This window comes from Azospirillum canadense (assembly GCF_025961225.1).
Lineage (GTDB): Bacteria > Pseudomonadota > Alphaproteobacteria > Azospirillales > Azospirillaceae > Azospirillum > Azospirillum canadense.
In genome coordinates this window covers 274,678-294,874 of sequence record NZ_JAOQNG010000005.1, presented here as the reverse complement: position 1 = coordinate 294,874, position 20,197 = coordinate 274,678, and the positions used below count along the sequence as shown (strand labels likewise).

Below are 20,197 nucleotides of genomic sequence, written 5' to 3'. Positions count from 1 at the left end.
GGAAACACACCAAATCGGGAAGTAGAATGGGGCTGCATAAACCGGCTCCACCCGCACGTTTTCCATCATAGGCACACGTTGTACGCTAATTCGCATTTGCAAACAAATGGTAAACCGGGATGTCGAAAACGTAAAGCAGCTAATTTGGATGCGACATATCCGAGTATTCTTCGTCTGCTGGTGATGGCGACGAAAAACCAACTTGGCGCATTTATAAATTATTTTAAGCTTCTCAAAGCGGAGCCTTGCACGTTCATGCTACTGGAAATTTCAAGAAGGTGCGGCCGCCGGGGCCTGTACGGCGGAAGGTTCGTGCGGTAAATGAGCTGCACCAAGCCGGCTCATCTCCGGAGCGGGTCCGCCCATGCCGCTCAACGCCCACGCCACTCGACGGCATCGAGTTCCCAACAGCGGGATCGGGCTCGCAACTGGGCGGGGTCCGAGGCGGGGCGGCAAGCTTGGGGCAGCTTGACCATCTGGTTCACAGCCGAGGCGGCTGAGCGCTGGACGGCGGGGACGCGGACGGTACTTGGCGGACAGCGGACCTACTCGGACCTGACGGCCCTGTCCTGCGTGGACGATCACGGCTTCGCGGTCAGTTGACGCACTGAGGGTATAAACAACCTGCCTGTCCACTGGTTCTGGTGGTCTGTCTTGGCCGGCGCCCACGCCGCGATCGCTGCGGGCGTCCGGAGTCTTGTGACGGGGGCACTCGTTGGCTTTGCGGGGCATCGGGGACTCGGCTCGAGCGGGGTCGCGTCGCGACCGAACCAGACGACCTGCACGAGCCACCAACCGCTTTGTGCAGCAAAGTCTCGCTGTGATGTATTATCACCCCCGCACGTCGCCCATGCGTTGAGGCTGCCGGGCTCCTACACCGTCACACCGCCGCCAGGAAGTGATCCACGGCCTCCTTGAGGGCGCCGGCCTGCCGGCCCAAGTCGTCGGCGGTCGCCAGCACCTGCGTGGCGGCGGCTCCGGAAACGTCGGCCGCCCGGTTGACGCCAATAATGCTGCTGGTCACCTCGCTCGTACCGCGGGCGGCTTCCTGAGTGTTCCGCGTGATCTCCTGGGTGGCCGCCACCTGCTGCTCCATCGCGGCGGCGACGCCGGTGGAGATGGTGTCCATCGTGGCGATGGTGCCGCCGATCTCCTGGATCGCCTGCACCATGTCGCCGGTCGCCGTCTGCATCGCCGAAACGTGCCCGGCGATCTCCTCTGTCGCCCGCGCGGTCTGGATGGCGAGATGCTTCACCTCCTGCGCGACCACGGCGAAGCCCTTGCCGGCCTCCCCGGCCCGCGATGCCTCGATGGTGGCGTTCAGCGCCAGCAGGTTGGTCTGGCTGGCGATAGTGTTGATCAGACTGACCACGTCGCCGATGCGCCGGGCTGCGTCGGCCAGCCCCTGCACCTTTTCATTGACCCGCCGGGTCTCCCCGACCGCGCTGCGCGCGATGTCCGCCGACTGGGCGATCTGCCGCCCGGCCTCGATGATGGACGAGGAAAGCTCCTCCGTCGCTGTGGCCATGGTTTGCACGTTGGCGGCCGCCTGCTCGGCCCCGGCGGCGACGCTGGCCGCCTGGCGGCTGGTCTCTTTGGTTGCGGCCGCCATGCTCTCCGAGGCCGACCGCATCTGCGTCGCTGCCCCGCCAAGGGCGTCGAGCGAGGTCCGGATTGATGCGTCGAACGCGGCGATGGCCGCGTCGGTCTCCGCCGCGTGCAGCAACCGCCGCTCGGTTTCCTGCCGCTGCGCGGTTTCCAGCTTCGTCCGTTCCACGGCGGTTTCCTTGAAGACCTGCACGGCCGCTGCCATCGCGCCGACTTCGTCGCGCCGGCCCTGGGCTGGGATGTCGACGGACAGGTCCCCGCCGGCAAGGCGCGTCATTGCCGCAGTCATGGCCCGAATTGTGCGGGAGATGCCGCCGCCAATCAGCAGCGCCATGGAGATGCCGAGCAGCACTGCGACGACCGACACGATCCGCAAGGTCGTCTGGGCCACGTCGACCGTGGTGTTGGCCTGCTGGCGCACCTGGGCCAAGTCGGCGCGGATTCCCGACCGGATGTCCCTGGCCTTGGCGCCGATGCTCTCCGTCAACTCGCGCAGGGTCTGCCGCAGTCTCTCGGTGTCGCCCGTGGTGTCGCGAAGCTGCGCGACGGCCTGCTGGTAGCCGGGAAGGGCCGCCCGGACAGTGGCGATGGCCGTGCGGCGCCGGGGCTCCTCGACCACCTCTGCGGCCTCCTGCAAGCGCCGTTGCGCCTCCTGCAGCGCCGCCAGAGCGTCGTCGCCTTCCTGTGTGGCGTTGGTGAGCAGAAGACGGACCGTATGGAGCCGGCCGGTCAAGAGGCTGACGTTGCTTCGGCTCGCCGCCAGGGTCGAAACCGGATCGCCGTCCTTCACGGCCTCATCGAAAAGGTCCGTGAGCGTCTTGGTGGTGACGCCCCCGATGCGGCTCAACGTCCCGGCGACGATCTCTCCCCGGCGGTCCAGCCCGTTAACCAGCTTGCGCGTCGTCTCGTCGTAGTGCCGCACCAACACGGCGGTATCGGCCATCAGCGCGGCTTTATCCGTGCCGGCCAGGGCCGTGCTGGCGCGCGCGACGCGCTCCTGGAGCGCCTTGAGGGCGTCCTCCAGGACGCCACGGCTTTTCGCGTTGTTGGCGAGCAGGATACCCCGCACGGCACCCTGAGCGGCGCTGATGGCCTGCTCCAACTCGCTGACAATCAACGCGTTTTCGGAATACTCATTGTACCGGTCGAAATTGGCATCGACTTCATGCAATTGGTACCCGCCGATCCCCGATACCGCGACGAGCAAGGACAGCAAGGCGCCGAACCCGATGCCAATCTTCCACGACACACGCAAATGCTTGAACAACTTGGTCATTTTTACCTCTGAATGGCACTTTATCGGCCATGGCGACTGGGTGTGTTCTCTTTTGCAACCGGGCCTAGCACAGCCATGCCACTCGGCGCTCGGAGGCGCCGGTAAGGCCCAGCACCTTCAGCGCACCGAGGTTATGCATTGGGACGCCCGACACGCACGCTGCCCCGGATTTGCGCGATCAGCGCCTTCTCTGTCATGCGCCGCGGTTCCAGTAGTGCCGGAAGGGCGAGCAGTCGCTGCATGCGGATGAACTGGACACCGTGCCGTCTCAGGACAGGGCTTGCGACAACGTTCGCGCCAGAAGTCTTGTTTCGCATTGTGCCGTTTGCAAAAGCGACAACACCGCGTCCAGAACCACCTCGCAATCCGGTCGGGCGGGGTCGAGCGCCTGCATGATCCGCCCCATCGACTGCCAGAAGCTGATCAGCCTCGGGATGTCCGGATGTGCGTGCACCGCGCCGAGCGACCGCAGGTTGGCGATCGAGTCAGCTACGACGGCTTGAAACTCCGCCTGGGCCGCGGCGTACGCGCCGCGGCGGGCGGCGTCGACCGCGACGCGACGCGCCCTGATGCGAGGGTGCATGTCCATCACTGACCCTGACCGAAACGAGCCGCACAACCGGCAACGTCACTCCCACAGCCGCCCGCCGTGCGCCGTGCCCAACGAAGGCGCAATCCGGAGGACCCTCGGTGCCCGTCCGGCGGCCGCGCGTTGGGCGACGCGAACGCCGGCTTCGGCGGGGCACAAGACATGCGCATCTCAGGCGAGCTTGACGTCATTAAGGAAGCCCTCGATCTCCGTGCGCAAGCGCGTGGACTGCTCGGCCAGGTGAGAAGCGGCTTCGCGCACCTCGCCGGCCGCCTGGCCGGTCTTCCCGGCCGCACTGGTCACGCCGGCGATGGTGCTGGTTACCGCCTCGGTGCCGTGGGCGGCCTCCTGCACGTTGCGGCTGATCTCCTTGGTCGCCGTCGCCTGCTCCTCCACCGCCGCGGCGATGGCCGCGGCGATCTGGCGGATCTCGCCGATCACCCGGCTGATCGCCGCGATGGCGTCGACCGCCTCGCGCGTGGCGCCCTGGATCGCGCCGATCCGCTGCGTGATGTCCTCCGTCGCCTGGGCCGTCTGAGTGGCCAGGCTCTTCACCTCGCTCGCCACCACCGCGAAGCCCTTGCCGGCCGCGCCGGCGCGCGCCGCCTCGATCGTGGCGTTCAGCGCCAGCAGGTTGGTCTGGCCGGCGATGGTGGTGATTAGGTCGACCACCTGCCCGATGCGCTGCGCGCCCTCGGCCAGGCCGGACACCACGGTGCTCGCCCGGCCGGCGCCGGCCACGGCGCGCTCGGCCACCTGGGAGGACTGGGCCACCTGGCGGCCGATCTCGCCGATCGAGGCGGCGAGCTCGTCGGCCGCCGCCGCGACGGTCTGCACGTTGGCGCTCGCCTGCTCGGAGGCGTACGCGACGGTGCCGCTCAGCTGGGTGCCGGTGTCCGCCGTCCGGGTCAGCGTGCCGGCGGCCTGCTGCATCTGGGTGGCCGAGCCGGCCAGGCTCTGCACCACGCCGGTGATCGCGCCCTCGAAGCCGCGCATGAGCTCGTCCAGGCGCTCGACACGGCGGGCCTTGGCCGCCTCCTCCGCGCGCCGGGCGGCGGCGAGGCGCTCGGCCTCAAGGGCGTTGCGCTGGAAGACCGCGACCGCCTCGGCCATGGCGCCGATCTCGTCGCCGCGGCCGACGCCGGGGATCGCCCCCGTCCTGTCGCCGCTGGCCAGCCGGGTCATGCAGCCGGTCAGCGCGATGATGCCGCCGCTGATCGTGCGGCGGAGCAGCAGCCCCATCAGACCGGCCACCGCGAGGGTCAGCAGGCCGCCGACGAGGATCGTGGAGTAGGCGGTGTTGAAGGCCGCCTCCTCGTCGGCGCGGCGCGCGCCGAGCAGCCCGCGCTCCACGGCGTCGATCTCAGCGACCAGCTTGCGGATGGCGTCCATGTGCGCCTTGCTGGTGCCGGAGGCGACCAGCCGGGTGACCGCCTCGCGGCCGCCCGGTTGCCGCAGCAAAGCGATCTCCGCCTCGGCGATCTCAGTGCGCCACCGCTCGGCAGCGGCTTTGAGGGGATCGAGGCGGGCCTGCTGCGCCGGGTTGTCGCCGGTCAGCCGCTTGAGGTTGGTGAAGGCGGCCTCGAACGCGGCGCGCCCGCGCTGGTAGGGCTCCAGGAAGGTCGCGTCGGCCGTGAGCAGGAAGCCGCGCAGGCCGGTCTCCTGATCGACCATGGCGGCCATCAGGCGGCTGGCCTCCTCCAGCACTTCATGGCTGTGCGTGGTCCAGCCGTTGCTGGTCTGCAGGAAACTCAGGGTGCGGAAACTCATCGCGCTGACGCCCGCCGCCACCACAATGATGGCGGCGAAGGCGACGGCCTGCTTGCGCGCGATGCGCAGGTTGGTGAACCAAACCATGTCCCCGATCACCTAAATTTTGTCGCACAAGATAGGCCGACGTGCGTCCACTGCGTCGGCCGGATTATCGCGGAATGTCTGTCGGGCAGAAGCCTGCCCTTGGCCGTGGACGTCGGTTGGGTCGGGGCTACACCCTCCCCCCCGCTTGCGATGCGTTGGCGGCGACCTCGGTGTGGCATCTGGACCACAGCCAAACACTGGACCGATGATAAAGGCTGGACTTCATAAGGCCCAAGCCGCCGCGCGGCCCGACAAGCCGCGCACCGACCTTCCCGCTGTTCCCAATAACCGGGCCGACGTCGACCTGATGGCCAGCTGCAGATCAGCGACGGTGAACGGCATTTCCAAGCACGCCACCGCCTCACGTTCATCTTTGCCCAGAAAGCGTGCCGCCATAACGACAACCGCCGTTGAATAGGCGCGCGACAGGCCTTCAACGCCCTCGATTCCCCCCGCCAGGTCGATGTTGACCAGCAGCACGTCCGGCAACGCACTCTGCAGGGCCACGTGCAACTCGGCTGACGAGCGAACCGTCCGACAGCTTCCGCCCCATTGCTCAATGATGGCCCGAAGACCAGAAGCGACCGACGCGTAAGGTTCCGCGATCAGCACGGTCGCCCCAGCAAAGTTAGTCATTGCTGCCTCCTGGGTGATCGACGACCACCCTTGCTCTGGATGTTGATGACCGACGCGCCAGCGCCAATGGCTCCACGGCGAGCGCAGGTGACAGAAGCAGGCCGTGATTGTGCGTCGCTTACTCCGTGCAAAAGCCAATTAAGTTTCTCCCGCCCTCCGTTCGGCTGCGGAGTTTCCATGGCCAGTTGATTGCCGTGGTGGCGTGCAAGTCACAACCCTTATCACAGAATATTCAGAAGACAAGGCATGCAGTACCGTTATGGCCAGATAACGCAGCCTAATTGATTTGCAGCATACGAGAGCAGATGGGTCAAAGCGTCATCAATTCGTGTGATCTAGACACTTATTCCGCATTCATAAATGGTAACGTTATTAAATACAGCCGATCATAGCGCTTCTTCTTTGCCTAGCTGACGACCACGCCCCTACGGCGAGGCAGCTTCGGCGGTATCCTGGACCCGCGGGCCACCATCCACCACTACATCGCCGAGCGTGACAGGACGGCCAAGCGCTTCATCTAGACCGCCGATACCGACCGCATCGTCGAGAACGTCAATAAAGCGGAACGGGTGTCAGACTCGCGCCGCTAGGTCCGCTCGCGCCAGCTGGCATGCCCCACGAGGCGGCTCATCTCCGCACGATAGCAGTCTTCTGAAGTTGACCAACGGAGCCTGGTATATTCTTCAGTATCGGGGCCGATCGGGTAGCGAAGCTGCGAGGAGCAGTCGGTTGCCGCTCGGAGGATTGTCTCTACAACAAGCTCTTCCTCCGTTGCCGGGAATGGATAGTTCACCATCGCCTGGATCGCGTTGTCGAAATAGGCGCGATAACTCTCCGGAACGGAGACGCTCTCAGAGGTCGACATGGTGTTGGCCGCAAAGTTGGTCGTCCGGATCGCGCCCGGCTCGATCAATTTGACATTGATGCCCTGTGACTCAAGCTCATATGCCAAGGCTTCGGAGAGCCCTTCGATCGCATGCTTCGAGGCAACATAGAGCGCAAGCAGCGGCACCGCTACCAGACCCACGCCCGAACTGATGTTGACGATCGTTCCTCCACCGCCCGCCCGCAGATGCGGCAGAGCCGATCTCAGGACGTTCATCACGCCAAACAGGTTGGTTTCGAATACAGTCCGGACAACGTCATGTGGTGTTGCCTCGAAGACTGAGACAACACTGACCGCCGCGTTGTTCACGACGACATCCAGCCCGCCGAAATGCTCGACGCCAGCCTCAACGGATCGGTCGACGCTAGTTTGGTCTGTAACGTCGAGCGCCTGGACAAGCACGCGGTCGGGATACAGTTCCGCCAGCCTTGGATCCGGCTTTCGCATGGTGGCAATGACATTCCAACCCTCACTCGCGAAGCGAAGGGCGGTCGATCTTCCGAGACCTGAAGAGCAGCCAGTTATCAGAGCGGTCCCAACCACACGGATCTCCTTTAGAGATAACGAGCACCTTTTGTGACGAAACATACTATGAAGCCGTATCGAAGTGATCTATAATGATTCGTCCCTGTGTCATTATCGATCGTCCTATTATGGATCCGCTTACAGACATCATCCGGCTGCTCCGGCCCAAGAGCGCGCTTCTCGGTGCGATGTCGGCGTCTGGGCGCTGGGGAATTCGCATGCCGCCCCAGCCCGGCCCGACGTTTTATCTGGTCACGGAGGGGCGCTGCTGGTTCAAGGCCGATGGCGGCGAGCCCCTCGAACTCAAATGCGGTGACTACATCTTATCCGCCAAGCCTCTTTCAGACGCATTCCTTAGCAGTCCGGAAGTCAATGCCGTCGTTGCAGATGCAGCCTTCAAGGCGTGCCACACGATCGAAGGTGAACTCAGGATCGGCGATGCGAACCAGGTTCCAAAGACAAAAGTCTTAGGCGGGCTGATTCTTTGCGACCGTGCCAATGCCGACATGCTCATTGAATTGCTGCCTCGCTACATCCATGTCTGCGCGTCACGTAATCGCAGCGCGATGATCGAGGCCTTGATCACCATGATCCGCGATGAAGCAAGCGCTTCTCGTCCCGGTCATGACGCGGTTTTGTCCCGCCTTCTTGAAGTGATGCTCATCAAAACATTGCGAAACGATATGTCAACATTCGCTATGGACCATGGCACGCTCAGAGCGCTATCAGATGAAAGGCTGAATCGCGCCCTCTCCTACATCCACGCCAATGTTAGCCGCGATTGGACGATCGCCATATTGGCTCGACACGCTGGCATGTCACGTTCCGTCTTTGCACGCAAATTTTCGCAAGTACTTGGGATGGCGCCGATTGAATACCTCCTACGCTGGCGAATGGCACTAGCAAAGGACTCACTCCTTCGCAACGCTGGGACGCTGGAGCAAATCGCGGCCTCCGTGGGCTATCAATCAGCAAGTGCATTCAGCACCGCTTTCAGGCAAAAGGTTGGATGTTCACCGAGCCAATATGCATTACGTTTTGCTCAAGACAACAGCACTGTCCCGCAATCACGGTAGCCGATGGCTTACGGATAGATGATCTCTCAGAGACTGTCCGAGAGAAGGCTTTTTGGATTTAAAGCCTGGTTGACCGAAAACGTATCTGCTTCCGTAATGGGCCATTGGGCGTCAAGCCCCCGGATGGATCACGTCGCCGGTTTCATGCTTCCGTCCGTGGTCGGCACTCGGCCGCCACACCATGCGATCAGAAAGGAACCCGAGAGCCGATCTCACAGAGCGTGATCCTTGCCCCAAAGGGCGCGTTCACCAGCAGATACCCGGCTTCATCGGATCCCGCGTCCCGGCGACGGGACCTCAGGCGGCTGGGTCGGTGATCGGCCCGGCCGGAAGACGGTTTGGTTGTTATGCGGCGGCGGCCTCCTTGCCGAATCGGAACTCGGTGCCGTCCACCCACATGCCCGAGTTCGCGGTCACTGGGCACACGTGAGCGGCCCTGCAGCGCTCAAGTGCTTGATTTGACGTGAAGCTGAGTCGGCGCGCGGCGGCATCGGCGCGCAATGCCTAGACACACGACTAGCCAGAAGAGGCGTTGGGCAACACGGCGCAACGGCTTATCCTCTGGGCATGTACCTGCGGATCACCGAACGCCGGAACAAGGACGGCTCGACCGTCACCTACTACGCACTCGCGGAGAATACCTGGAACGCCCAGGCCCGGCGAGCCGAGGCGCGCGTTGTCCACAACTTCGGCCGCGCCGACCAAGTCGACTGCGAGGCGCTGAAGCGGCTGGTGAAGAGCATCAACCGCGTCCTCGACGAAGGCGAGGCCGTGGTCACCGGGGCGACCGCGGTTCCGGACATCGCGATCGACGCCGTTTTCGATCTCGGTGTGGTGCTCGCCGCGCGCACGCTGTGGGAGGAGCTCGGCATAGGCGAGGCGATCCGGCAGCGCGCCGCCAAGGTCGGGCTGAGCGCCCCGCACGAGATCGCGCTGTTCGCCATGGCCGCCAACCGGCTGGAGGACCCTGGTTCCAAACTGGCCTGCGCCGAACGTTGGCTGCCAAACGTCGCCTGGATGCCGGAGGCCCGCGGGCTCAAGGTCGATCAGCTTTATCGCGCTCTCGACTTTTTGGCTGTCTGGGCCGACGAGATCGAGCGCGACGTCTTCCTCAAGGCTGCCGACCTGTTCCGCCTCGATGTCGACCTGATCTTCTACGACACCACCACCGCCTATTTCGAGATCGCCGAGGCGGACGAGGACGAGCAGGAGTGGGCCGGACGGCTGTTCGCGCCGCTGCGCCGCCGCGGCCACTCCAAAGAGGGTCGTGATACCCACCCGCAGGTGATCATTGCCATGGCGGTGACGCGCGACGGCATGCCGGTGCGCTCCTGGGTGCTGCCGGGCGACACCGCCGACGTGACGACGGTCGCGCGCATCAAGGACGACCTGCGGGCTTGGCGGCTTGGGCGCTGCGTGTTCGTCGGCGATGCCGGAATGTACTCGGCCGAAAACCTGGCGACGCTTAGCCGTGGGCTGGGGCGCTACATCCTGGCGGTGCCGATGCGCAAGGTTCGCGACATCGAGACCGAGGTGCTGACCCGGCCAGGGCGTTACAAGACGGTGGCGGCGAACCTGCAGGTGAAGGAGGTTTGGGTCGGTGACGGCGAGCGGCGGCGGCGCTACGTGCTGTGCGTGAACCCGCAAGAGGCCGAGCGGCAGCGCCAGCACCGCGAGCAGATCCTGGCCGAGCTCGAGGCGGAGATCACGCGGCTCAACGAGCGGGACGTCGATCACCCCAAGGCGGCTTGCCAGCTGATGGCCTCGCGCCGGTATGGCCGCTACCTCAGCGCCGACTGGCGCGGTCGCCCGAAGCTGGACACGGCGAAGGTGAAGGCGGCGGAGAAGTTCGACGGCAAGTTCGTGGTGATCACCAACGACGACACGCTGTCAGCCGAGGATGTCGCCTTGGGCTACAAAGGCGCCTGGATCATTGAGGCCTGTTTCCGCCGCATGAAGCAAAGCGGGCTGGAAGTGCGGCCAATGTTTCACTGGACAGCGCGGCGCATCGAGGCACACGTCAAGCTGTGCGTGCTGGCCTTGCAGATGCAGCGGGCCGCCGAGATCCGCTGCGCGCTGCCGTGGGCGCGTATCGCCCATGCACTCGCCGCGCTGAAGGCGGTGCGCTACCGGACGGAAAGTCGGACTATTGTTCAGCGCACCCGGATCGCCTCCGAGCTCGCCGAGCTGCTGAAAAAGCTCGGCGTTTCAACGCCGAAGCTCGTTCTGAGCGTTGCCGAGGCCACTCCAACCTCGGAGAACTCCTAGACACACGCCCGGAATCCGCCCGGCGCAAGCCCCTGAAAAACCGAAGGAACTCGGCGCGTCTGTCCATCGACCGCGAACAGGGGACATGCGATGCAGGACAATGATGCTGCGCCTGGCCTTTGGTCGGCCGTGGCGTCAGACGGAGGGTCTGCTGGGCTCGCTCATGCGCCTGCTTGGCCTGACGCTGCCGGTCCCGGACCACACGACCTTCTCTTGGCGCAGCACCGACCTGGAGGTGGCAACGGCGTTGCGGAAGGCGGATGGGCCGCTCACCCTGGTGATCGACTCCACCGGGCTGAAGATGTTTGGCAAAGGCGAGTGGCACCTGGAAAAGCATGGCGGCCAAGCGCGCCGGAGTTGGCGAAAACTCCACCTGGCGGTTGATCCCAGTACCGGCGAGATCCTCGCCTCGGACCTGACGACCACGGAGGAGGGCGATGCCTCCCTGGTTGCCCCATTGCTCGACCAGATCGCCCGCCCGCTCGGCACGGTGCTGGCGGACGGCGCCTACGACGGTGAACCGGTCTATCGCTCCGTCGCCGCCCACAGCCCCGAAGCGGCGGTGATCATCCCACCGCGCGCAACCGCGGTGCCGAGCGACACGGCCGAGAGCGCGCCCACGCAGCGCGACCGGCACATCCAAATGATCGTGGAACGCGGGCGGCTCGGCTGGCAGCGGGCGGTCGGCTACGGACGCCGGTCCCTGGGAGAGGTGGCGATATTGCGGTACAAGACCCTGATCGGGCGAAGCCTGCGCGCTCGGACTCTGCCGACGCAGAAGGCCGAGGCCGCTGCTGGCTGCGCGGTCCTCAACATCATGGGAAGTCTCGGGATGCCGGTCTCCCGCAAGGTCGCCTGAACGCCAACTTTCTCGGGCGGAGTCCGTCAACGCACCGAGTTTTGCACCAACGTCCTCGCGTCCCCTAACCAACACGGAACCGATGAACGGTCTTTGTACGCACACTCGCTTACCTTGACACGAGACCTGACAGAACCCTTCTGAGTGGCGGGCAGCCACCGCTTGGTAGGCACGGTTGGCGTAGACAAACCGGTGTTCAGGCCCCTCCACGACGGCGATGCCGACCGAGGAGTGCTCCACGGCATGGCTGAGGACGTTTTCCCCCAGCAGATTGGCGAGCCGAGACAGAGCGAGAGTGCCGGCCATTGCCGCCGGCTCGATCTCGGGGACGGGTCCAAACATGGCAAGCCGGCGTTGGTGCAGCGAGGTTCGGGATTGCCGGTCCTGGGTCATCGTGTAGAAGGGCGCGTCTCTTGATTCCCGGATTGGTCAGCCTCGGCATGCCGAACAAACACAACGACGCGCGGCGCCATCACATCCCGAAGATGCGGTTCAAAGTAACGAATTGGGCGTCGTACGAAGCCGGACTGCGCCGGCGCGGCAGTCTGACGCTGTGGGTCAGCGACGCGGCGATCGCCGCCTGGCGAGCGGCGCCGCGGACGACGCCCGGTGGGCAAGCGCGCTACTCGCAGACGGCTATCGAAACAGCCCTCATGGTCCGCTTGGTGTTTCATCAGCCGCTGCGCCAGACCGAGGGGCTGCTCGGCTCGTTGCTGGACCTCCTGGGCGTGGACCTGCCGCTTCCCGACCACACCACGATCAGTCGCCGGGCGGCGCGCTTGACGCCAGTGTTGGCCACGGCCCTGCCGGCGGGCCCGGTCACGCTGGTGATCGACAGCACCGGCTTGAAGGTCTACGGGGCCGGCGAGTGGCACCGCGACAAGCATGGCGTGCGCGGGCCGCGGACCTGGCGCAAACTCCATCTCGCGGTGGATGCCGCCAGCAACGCCATCGTCGCGGCCACGCTGACCATCACCAGCGACGGGGACGCCTCCCAGGTCGGACCGCTGCTCGACCAGACCAGCGGCCCCATCGACACCGTCATGGCTGACGGCGCGTACGACGGCGAACCGATGTACCAGACCATCGCCGTCCGGGATGCCGGGGCTCGGGTGATCATCCCACCGCGCGCCACGGCGGTCGTGAGCGAGGCCGCCACAACCGCCCCGACCCAGCGGGACCGCCACATCCAGAGCCTGGCCGAGCACGGGCGCTCAGGCTGGCAAAAGCAGACCGACTATGGCGAGCGGGCGAAGGCGGAAACCGCGATGGCGCGTTTCAAGCGCATCCTCGGCGACCAGCTGCGTGCACGCACGTTGCCCGGCCAACGAACTGAAGCCGCCACCGGCGTCATCATCCTGAACCGGATGATCGATCAAGCACGCCCGAACTCCGTCCGCATCGCCTGATCAAAGGTCGTGTCAGGCTTAACTGCGTCTGTGCGGACCTCGCTGCACCAACACCCCGCGAAGGCGCTCCGTCGCCGAGGGCGTCGGGCGCCTCGACGACCGCTAGCACGGGCGCACGATCTCCGACGCGCCGTCCATCTCACTCGGGCTGTCGCGGATCGACGGCGCGTCGACGTACAGGTGGGGAACCGGGCGCCAGCGCCCCACGGAGAGCCCGCCGTTGTTCGTTGAGACCGCGCCCGTAGACCGGCCGCGCCGGCGACCCGGCGGGCGGAGGGGATGTTGACCTGATGCAGCGGGTCGTCGTCCGCGGCGCAGGTCAGGCCGGCGCCCAACCGTGGGCGCGGGTCCACCAGACCCACGTCAGCCGGAGCCCCTCGGTTGCCAGCCCGTCCCTGACAACGGCGCGCACCGCCCGGCGGCGACTCCGGCCTCGACACACGGCCTTGTTGCAGCGAGGTGAATTCGGCCGCAGGAACTCCTTTCCCGGCCTTCTGATTACGCGACGCGGACGGAGTCCGGGCGTCCGAAGTTGAGCATGTGGTTGAGGACCCGAACCGCGATAGCGATTTCGGCGTTCCGCCGATCCTCGGTGCGGAATCGCCATCGCGGTCCGCGTTCTGAACCACATGCTCGACCTCGGACGCCCGGATTCCGTCCGCGTCGCGTAACCGGAAGGCCGGGAAAAGGGTTCCTGCGGCTGAATTCACCTCGCTGCAACAAGGCCGCGGGGCGCATGGCGCTTTAGGACAGGCGCAGGAATAACCGGCCCGGCTATGGAGCTGATCGACTGAGGGATTTCCGGCTCGGTGGCAGCCAATATGTTTGGCTGGATGATCGACGAACGAGCCATCGAGACGCGATACGCGGCGTTGCGCGACCAGCTGGATGAGCGGGGGCGACGTCTCTTTGCGGCGGCCGAGGTGCGGGCCATCGGCTACGGTGGTCTGGCCGCAGTGGCCCGGGCAACCGGCCTGTCGCGTGGAGCCATCGGCCGCGGCCTGAAGGACCTCGACCGAGCCCCGCTGCCCAAGGGCCGGGTGCGGCGCGCCGGCGGTGGGCGGCGCGCGCTGAGCGCCAGCGATCCCACGCTGCTGGAGGACCTGCGGCAGATCGTCGAGCCGGTCACGCTGGGCGACCCCGTGCGGCCGCTGCAGTGGGTGTCCAAGAGCCATCAGAAGCTCGCCTGTGCAACGACAATTTCGACGTCCGGCAGGCGTCAACTACGATGGCCTGTCCGGTCGGGGCTGATCACTCGTAGCGCATCAGTGCAGCGCGTCGTTTCGCGGCACGCACAGCGGAGCGGACAGCACGATCGGTTTTCGCGAGGTCAAATTTTTCGGGATGGAACGCACGTCCGGCCCAGCGTCTCATATCGGCATGTTCGGGGTGGCTCGGGTCGTGAAAAGCTTCCAGGAAATCGGCGTAGCCGTAGACACCCCCGACATCTTCCGGTGGCCGTGAGCGCGCACCATCAATGCAGGCGGGGTATTTGCGATCGGTCTCGGGCAGCCGCAACGTTTCGGCCTCGATGCGGTGATGCCAATCGTCGCCGAAGTCATAGAGGTAGATGAACGGCGGCGGATTGGGCAGGAAGTCGAACAGGCGCACATCGTCCTCCGGCAGAGCCTGTGCGTCGTCATCGAAGGCATCCGCGTTGAGCATGTCGGGAGCGCCAAAGCGCAGGCCGCCGATCTCGAACTGATGCAGGTGGTAGTCCAGCCACCCGAACGCGGCTTGGATGATGTGGTGCAACTCGCCCAGCGTGGTCCGCCGCGGCACCAGCAGCCGCCGCCAGACCGGCGGCTCGATGTCCAGGATCGTGATCTTCAGCTGGGCGATGGTCGGGGGCTCGAACATGCCCGCCATCATGCCGGCATGCGCGCCCGGCGACAATTACGCCGTTGCGGCGTCAATTACCCCTCGGGACTCATCGCGCTCTGGGCCGCGGCCATAGCGGAGCGCCGGCGATAACTTTCCGTGTTCAGCTCCAGGATGATGGCGTGGTGCACCAGCCGGTCAATCGCGGCTACGGTCATCGCGGGATCGGGAAAGATCGCGTTCCAGGCGCTGAAGGGCTGGTTACAGGTCAAGATCAAGCTGCGCCGCTCGTAGCGTTCGGCAATCAATTCAAACAGCACCGCCGTTTCCGCTTGGTCCTTACGGACGTAGCCGAGGTCATCGAGGATCAGGCCGTCGAAGCGGTCGAGCCGGCTGAGCAGGCCGGGCAAGGCCAGATCACGCCGCGCGGCCTGGAGCTTTTGCACAAGGTCGGTGGTGCGGGTGAACAGGACGCGCCGTCCGCCTTCGATGAGCGCCGTGCCAATGGCGGACGCGATATGCGTCTTGCCGACGCCGCTGGGGCCGAAGATCAGCACATTGGCGCCACGCTCGATCCAGCCGTCGCCATGCCCCAACGCCTCGACATGCGGTTTGCGGAGGGTCGGCACGGCGGCGAAGTCGAAGGTGGCCAGCGTCTTGCCCTCCGGCAGGTCCGACTCGGCCATGTGGCGGGCGATGCGCCGCTCGGTGCGCTCAGCCAATTCGTGCTCGCACAGAACGGCCAGAAAACGGGCGGCGCCCCAGCCTTCCCGATCCGCCCGCTCGGCGAAGCCCGGCCATAAGCGGCTGATCGTCGGCAGGCGCAGAGACGAGAGCATCACCGGCAGCTTGGTGGCGTCGATGTCGGTCATGTCGGCTCCGGATCGGGGGTGGGAGGCGCCGGCCGCAGGAGACGGTCGTATCCCGCCAAGTCGGGCAGCGGCACGGCGATCAGCGGGATCGCCGCCGGCTGGGGTGGGGCTACGGCGGCCCGGGCGGTTTCAAGGTCGGGCAATTCGCCGCGGTCGAGCACGGCATCGAGATGGTCGGCCAGAGCGGCCTCACAAGCGCCGGTGGCGGCCAGGTGCAGCAGGCCGACATAGACGCGACAGGCCTTGCGATCGTCGAGGCCGTCGTCGAGGACCTCCCAGGCGCGGCGAAAGGCGGGGCGTGGGAAGAGCTCCTCGCGGAACACCGAACGGCGGAACGCCTGCGGCTTGCGCACCAGTGAAGCGGCCAAGTGGCGGTAATCGACGACGCGATCGCGCCGCTTGCCTTTGGGATGCTTGCGGGGGAGCGTCAGCACCTGGGTGGTGCCCAGCCAGCAGACGAGCCGATCATCGTAGATATGCACCTTGAGCCGGCATCCCACGAGCCGGGATGGCACGGTGTAGAGCACCTTGCGCACGGAAATGGAGCCGGTCCGGACCACGGTGACGGTGGTGGTGGAGAAATCGGTGGTGCGGTGTCGGGGCAGCGGCTTCAGCTCCGGCAGCTCGACCTCCAGGGCCTTGCGCCGGCGGGCATTCTTGCGGGCGACGGTGTCCTGCAGAAAAGCCTGGTAGGCGGCCAGATCGGAGAAATCGCGCGAGCCGCGCAGGTCGAGAGCCTCGCGCAGTGCCGTTTTGAGATGGCCATGCGCCGCTTCGACACTGCCGTTCTCGTGGGCGACGCCGCAGTTGTTGCGGGTCGGGGCCATGGCGTAATGGCGGCAGAAGGCTGCGTAATCGGCAGCCTCATCGTCTTCGCTGGCGAGATTGCGGTAGGCGGCGGACAGCCGGTCGGTGCGGTGGGTGTGGGGCACGCCACCGAGCTGCCAAAGCGCCTCCTGGAGCCCCTCGGTGAGCGCCGTGAAGCTCTCGCCACCCTGGACGACCTTGACGAACTCCCAGCCGCTGTAGGCCAGCCAGAAATGATAGAGGAGGTGATCGAAAGGAGCGCCGTCGATGGTGACGCCGAGGCTGGCGGCCTCGGTGAAATCGGAGAGGGCCTGATGCCCAGGCGGGTGCTCCTGGCGGAAAATCAATTCCCGCTCCGGGCCTTCCGTCGCCCGCCACCGAGCGACCCGTCGCTGCAGGGACCGCAGCAGGCGGTCCGGGTAGGCGCTGGGATGGCGCCGCTGGAGTTCCTCCAGCAGCGTCGTCGCCCGGATGTGCGGCACGGATCGCAAAACGGGGACCAGCTCTTCCTCCCAGACGCCAGTGAAGGGGTCATCCCGCGTGCGCCAGGTTCGTTCACACGACCGTTGGCTGGGCAGAACCGGGTCAGTGTCGATCCGCCGCGCCGTTCGTTCGCTGAACCCGGCCTTTGCTGCGGCCCCGACTTGGGTCTGTCCTCGCCTGCGCTCGTCCATGTACCGCCTGACCTGCCGGTCGGTGATCCGTGCTCCCGTCATCAGCCTGTCCCCGCAATTGCGGGGACAGGCTGATGACGCAACCGTCAACCGGCCATTCCAATCGTCGTTAGGCGGTCAGTGTAATTGGCGCTGTGCACTCGCCGCCGCCTTGCAGGCGCACGGCCACGCGGTCAGCCCGAACACGGTGCGCAAGCTGTTGCCAGAACTCGGCTACAGCCGCCAAGCCAACCGCAAGGCCAACGACGGTCGCCAGCACGCCGATCGCGATGCCCAGTTCGAGCACATCAACGCCCAGGTCCGTGCCTTCCAAGCCGAGGGTCAGCCGGTGCTCTCGGTGGACACCAAGAAGAAGGAGCTGGTTGGCAACTTTGCCAACAAAGGCACGGACTACCGTCCGGAAAGGCGGCCCCGGCGCACCGAGGTGCACGACTTCGAAAAGCCGCAGCTCGGCAAGGTGGTGCCTTACGGCGTCTACGACGTGGCCGACAACAGCGGCTGGGTGAGTGTCGGTATCACCAGCGACACCGCGCAGTTCGCCGTGAACGCGATCCGGTGCTGGTACGCCAAGATGGGCCGGGAGCGCTATCCCGCCGCTCAGCGGGTGCTGATCACCGCCGACTGCGGTGGCTCCAACGGGGCCCGCGTGCGGCTGTGGAAGCGGGAATTGCAAGCCTTGGCCGACGAGACCGGGCTGAGCCTGACCGTGTGCCATTACCCGCCGGGCACCTCGAAGTGGAACAAGATCGAGCACCGGCTCTTCTGTCACATCACCCAGACCTGGCGGGCCACCCCGCTGACCAGCCGCCTCGCCGTCGTTGAACTGATCGCCGCGACGACCACAACAACCGGGCTTACCGTGGCCTGCGAGCTGGACACCAACACCTACGAGAAAGGGATCAAGGTGACGCAGGCCGACATGGCCGCTCTCAACCTACACCGCGATCCCTTCCACCCGGAGTGGAACTACACCATCAAACCGCGGCCATCGACCTGATCCGGTTATTCCTGCGCGTGTCCTTAGCGGTTGGCAGCTACATTGTTCGTTAGCAGAACAATCAGTCCTTCGACGGCTCGTTCGTATGGGGTCGTCGAGTTGGCCGCACGAGCCAAGACATATCCGCCCTGACGCACAGCGAGCACGGTAGCGGCAAGATCCTGTGGATCGCATCCTACTGGCAACCGGCTATCGGTCTGGGCATCACGCAGCAGCGCCGCCAAACGCTCGGTGACCCAAGCAAATGTGTCCTCAAGCGGTTTGCGCAACGCATCATCGGCCACCACTTCTGGGTCTGCGGCCAGACGGCCAATGCGGCAGCCCTTGAGGATATCGCGCTCGCGTCGAAGATAGGCCAGCACTCGATCAAGCGGGCTGCCTGGGCCATCGAGGAGTTGCCTGACCTCCTCGATCAATTCAGCGGCTGATCGCTCTTCAGCGGCCTGGGCAAGTGCGGCCTTGCTGCGGAAATGGTGATACATGCTGCCTTGACCGATCCCTGCGCGATCCTGAATCGCACGCGGGCTCGTGCCAACGTAGCCCCGCTCCCAGAGCAGGGCTTGGGTCGTCTCAATCAGCTTGTCGATGGATGTGCTCATAAAATCATTGTACCTACTAGTACGTTTATGTGCTACATCAAAAACATACTAGTAGGTACAGGACCACTCATGACTTCCCAAAAATTGCCGGCCCCCACCGTTCCCCTGGCCAGCCGTCATAGCTCGCGCTACCGATGGGTAATCCTGTCCATCGGCGTTGCAGCACAGGCGAGTTTCGCGGCGGCGTTCTCTGGCCTACCCGTCACCGGCGTACTGATGCGTAGTGCTTATCAGATGACGACCGAGCAACTCGGCCTTGTACTCGGATGCATGGCCTTGGGCGTGACGTTCTCGGAGGTGATCTGGGGGCTGCTGACCGATCGGTTTGGAGACCGTAAAGTCCTATTGACGGGGTTACTTTCGACTGGAATCGCCTTGCTATCTCTGGCAACGCTGGTGGTGCCCACTGAATCGAAGGTGCCAAGCTATCTTCTGCTGGGGGCGGGCCTGGTGCTGGTGGGCGTACTGGGCGGCAGCGTCAATTCGTCCTCGGGAAGAGCCATCATGGGGTGGTTCACCGACGGCAAACGTGGATTGGCGATGAGCATTCGCCAGACAGCGATTCCTGCCGGCGGTGCTATTGGCGCAGCTCTATTGCCTTGGCTCGCTCAGCATTTTGGTTTTCAAGCGGTATTCGGCACATTGGCCGTGTTCTGTGTCCTGAGTGCGCTGGCAACATGGTTCTGGCTACACGAGCAACCATTGCCCAACGTACCCGGATCGACATCGGTTGCGAATGACCCTTCGCCGCTGTACCGCTTCGATGTCTGGCGTCTGGCCATTGCCAGCGGTCTGCTGACGGCACCGCAGATCGCGGTTCTCACCTTTGGCGGAGTTTTCCTGCATGACCATAAGGCGGCCGGATTGACCTTGATTGCAGGTGTGATCGTTGTCGTCCAAGTCACGGGGTCAATCGCCCGTATCGTGATCGGCCACTACTCCGACCGTGGGGCTAATCGCCGAACCCTGGTGCGAGGTATTGGCTTGCTCGCTGCCGCGTCTACAGCAACCCTGGCAATTTTCGCGGATGCAGGCACTTATTGGGTTGCATTGCTGGTGTGCCTCAGCGGGTTGACGGCCAGCGCCTGGCACGGTGTGGCCTACACGGAGATTGCGACTATGGCCGGTGCGGCGCGTGCGGGGACGGCATTGGGCGTCATCGGCATGACCATCTTCGCCTCAGCGTTCATCACTCCGGTTTTGATCCCGTTCCTGCTGTCTGCAAGCTCATGGCCGATCACGTGGGGCGCCATCGCTCTTGCAGCCTTGTTGGCTGTGCCCACATCGCCCAAGCGCAGCAGCAAGGGCTGATAACGACGTTGGTTCTTTGATTGCGGGCACGGGAGGCAAGCCCTCAAAAGAGGGATCATCGGCAACGGCGTTGATGAGGTTCTCTGCCGGCTCTGTGGTTCTTTCCGAGGTCGGGACGGGCCCGCCT

14 protein-coding genes and 2 pseudogenes are annotated in these 20,197 nt (G+C 65.0%); 7 read left to right on the top strand and 9 right to left on the bottom strand.

The annotated features are described in order from the left end of the window. Nucleotides 1-880 precede the first annotated feature (880 nt). The 5 genes from M2351_RS25980 to M2351_RS25960 all read right to left on the bottom strand — a co-directional run bounded on the left by M2351_RS25980 (nt 881) and on the right by M2351_RS25960 (nt 7,440). Nucleotides 881-2,884, bottom strand: coding sequence for a methyl-accepting chemotaxis protein (locus M2351_RS25980; RefSeq protein WP_264658946.1), 2,004 nt, complete (start codon nt 2,882-2,884; stop codon nt 881-883). Between the two features lie 268 nt (nt 2,885-3,152). Beyond that, nucleotides 3,153-3,473, bottom strand: coding sequence for a hypothetical protein (locus tag M2351_RS25975; RefSeq protein WP_264658945.1), 321 nt, complete (start codon nt 3,471-3,473; stop codon nt 3,153-3,155). Between the two features lie 171 nt (nt 3,474-3,644). Continuing rightward, nucleotides 3,645-5,330 carry a methyl-accepting chemotaxis protein gene (locus M2351_RS25970; RefSeq protein WP_264658944.1) on the bottom strand — a complete coding sequence of 562 codons (1,686 nt, stop codon included), beginning with the start codon at nt 5,328-5,330 and terminating at the stop codon, nt 3,645-3,647. 222 nt (nt 5,331-5,552) lie between these two features. Beyond that, nucleotides 5,553-5,966 carry a response regulator gene (locus tag M2351_RS25965; RefSeq protein ID WP_264658943.1) on the bottom strand — a complete coding sequence of 138 codons (414 nt, stop codon included), beginning with the start codon at nt 5,964-5,966 and terminating at the stop codon, nt 5,553-5,555. Between the two features lie 586 nt (nt 5,967-6,552). Next, nucleotides 6,553-7,440 carry an SDR family oxidoreductase gene (locus M2351_RS25960; protein ID WP_264658942.1) on the bottom strand — a complete coding sequence of 296 codons (888 nt, stop codon included), beginning with the start codon at nt 7,438-7,440 and terminating at the stop codon, nt 6,553-6,555. 65 nt (nt 7,441-7,505) lie between these two features. Between M2351_RS25960 and M2351_RS25955 the strand changes: the two genes are divergently transcribed. The 5 genes and pseudogenes from M2351_RS25955 to M2351_RS45500 all read left to right on the top strand — a co-directional run. Further along, complete coding sequence (locus M2351_RS25955) at nt 7,506-8,453, top strand: AraC family transcriptional regulator (RefSeq protein ID WP_264658941.1); 948 nt, start codon at nt 7,506-7,508, stop codon at nt 8,451-8,453. A gap of 567 nt (nt 8,454-9,020) precedes the next feature. Continuing rightward, nucleotides 9,021-10,721, top strand: a complete 1,701-nt coding sequence (locus M2351_RS25950) for an IS1634 family transposase (protein ID WP_264658940.1) — start codon at nt 9,021-9,023, stop codon at nt 10,719-10,721. A gap of 100 nt (nt 10,722-10,821) precedes the next feature. Further along, a pseudogene (locus tag M2351_RS25945) lies at nt 10,822-11,580 on the top strand (IS5 family transposase); the annotation flags it as partial. 440 nt (nt 11,581-12,020) lie between these two features. Further along, the gene (locus tag M2351_RS25940; RefSeq protein WP_264658939.1) at nt 12,021-12,989 is read left to right on the top strand and encodes an IS5 family transposase; all 969 of its coding nucleotides are present in this window, start codon (nt 12,021-12,023) and stop codon (nt 12,987-12,989) included. Between the two features lie 833 nt (nt 12,990-13,822). Continuing rightward, nucleotides 13,823-14,182, top strand: a pseudogene (locus M2351_RS45500) (ISAzo13 family transposase); the annotation flags it as partial. 58 nt (nt 14,183-14,240) lie between these two features. On the opposite strand, the gene M2351_RS25935 reads toward M2351_RS45500, so the two are convergent. The 3 genes from M2351_RS25935 to istA are packed head-to-tail and all read right to left on the bottom strand — an operon-like array spanning nt 14,241 to nt 17,205. Then, entirely contained in the window at nt 14,241-14,849 is a 609-nt protein-coding gene (locus tag M2351_RS25935; protein ID WP_264658938.1) for a plasmid pRiA4b ORF-3 family protein, read from the bottom strand. A 56-nt stretch (nt 14,850-14,905) separates the two neighbouring features. After that, on the bottom strand, nt 14,906-15,682 hold the full coding sequence (istB, locus tag M2351_RS25930) for an IS21-like element helper ATPase IstB (RefSeq protein WP_264658937.1): 777 nt from the start codon (nt 15,680-15,682) through the stop codon (nt 14,906-14,908). Further along, nucleotides 15,679-17,205, bottom strand: a complete 1,527-nt coding sequence (gene istA, locus M2351_RS25925) for an IS21 family transposase (RefSeq protein ID WP_264658936.1) — start codon at nt 17,203-17,205, stop codon at nt 15,679-15,681. Before istA ends, istB begins: the two co-directional genes overlap by 4 nt. Between istA and M2351_RS25920 the strand changes: the two genes are divergently transcribed. Continuing rightward, nucleotides 17,162-18,160 (top strand): ISAzo13 family transposase, encoded by a 999-nt coding sequence (locus M2351_RS25920; protein WP_264658935.1) that lies wholly within the window; start codon nt 17,162-17,164, stop codon nt 18,158-18,160. The two genes, istA and M2351_RS25920, sit on opposite strands and share 44 nt — an antisense overlap. Nucleotides 18,161-18,183: 23 nt before the next feature. Here the strand turns inward: M2351_RS25920 and M2351_RS25915 are convergent, their stop codons facing one another. Next, the gene (locus tag M2351_RS25915) at nt 18,184-18,759 is read right to left on the bottom strand and encodes a TetR/AcrR family transcriptional regulator (RefSeq protein WP_264658934.1); all 576 of its coding nucleotides are present in this window, start codon (nt 18,757-18,759) and stop codon (nt 18,184-18,186) included. Between the two features lie 69 nt (nt 18,760-18,828). Between M2351_RS25915 and M2351_RS25910 the strand changes: the two genes are divergently transcribed. Further along, a complete protein-coding gene (locus tag M2351_RS25910; RefSeq protein ID WP_264658933.1) occupies nt 18,829-20,070 on the top strand; it encodes an MFS transporter in 1,242 nt (413 codons plus the stop codon). Nucleotides 20,071-20,197: the final 127 nt, after the last annotated feature.